The organism is Mycobacterium simiae, from assembly GCF_008370645.1.
Taxonomy (GTDB): Bacteria; Actinomycetota; Actinomycetes; order Mycobacteriales; family Mycobacteriaceae; genus Mycobacterium; species Mycobacterium simiae_A.
Genome location: NZ_VTZN01000489.1, coordinates 1 through 584 on the forward strand (window position 1 = coordinate 1; position 584 = coordinate 584).

A 584-nucleotide genomic window follows, 5' to 3' on the forward strand; every position below is an offset into this window, starting at 1 on the left:
TGGTGGGGGTCTGCGGCGGTGTGGTCGGGGCCAGGCGGGGTGTGTGGGCGCTGCGGTTGCGCAGGGCGAGTTGGGGTTCGCTGCCCTGTCCCAGAGCGGCGAGGATGTTGACCAGGACGCTGTCGTCGTTGTCGGTGTCGAGCAGGGTGATGCGGTTGGGGTGTTCGTTTTGGGTGGTGTGGATCAGTGCCCAGGTGGCGGCGTGGGCGAGGTCGGGGGTGGGGTCGTGGGGGTTGGTGGTGACGGCGTGGCGGGTCAGGATGACCAGGTGGGTGTTGTGGGTGTCGGGTCGGGCCAGCCAGTGTTGTAGTTGGGTCAGGGTGTGTTTGGTGAGGTCGTGTGTTTGGTGCAGGGGATCGCCGTCCGGTAGGGGTAGTGCCCAGATGGCCAGGTCGGTGTCGGTGAGATCGGGGTGGGTCAGGTCGGGGTAGGCCGGCAGTTGGTGGAGGCCGGCGGGCAGGTGCTCGGCGTTGCCGATCACCACCCAAGAGCGTGCGGGCTCGGCATGTGGGAACGTGTCGGCGGGTAGGGCGGGCCAGTCCAGCTGGAACAGGCTCTCGCGCAAGGAGACGGGGTTGGTGTGG

The 584-nt window shown here is 68.2% G+C and carries 1 protein-coding gene; it reads right to left on the reverse strand.

Annotation, left to right across the window (positions count from 1 at the left end; all coding sequences use genetic code 11):
* A partial coding sequence (locus F0Q45_RS28385; RefSeq protein ID WP_444875268.1) for a SpnB-like Rossmann fold domain-containing protein occupies positions 1 to 565 on the reverse strand: 565 nt, incomplete at its 3' end.
* Between the last annotated feature and the right edge of the window lie 19 nt (positions 566 to 584).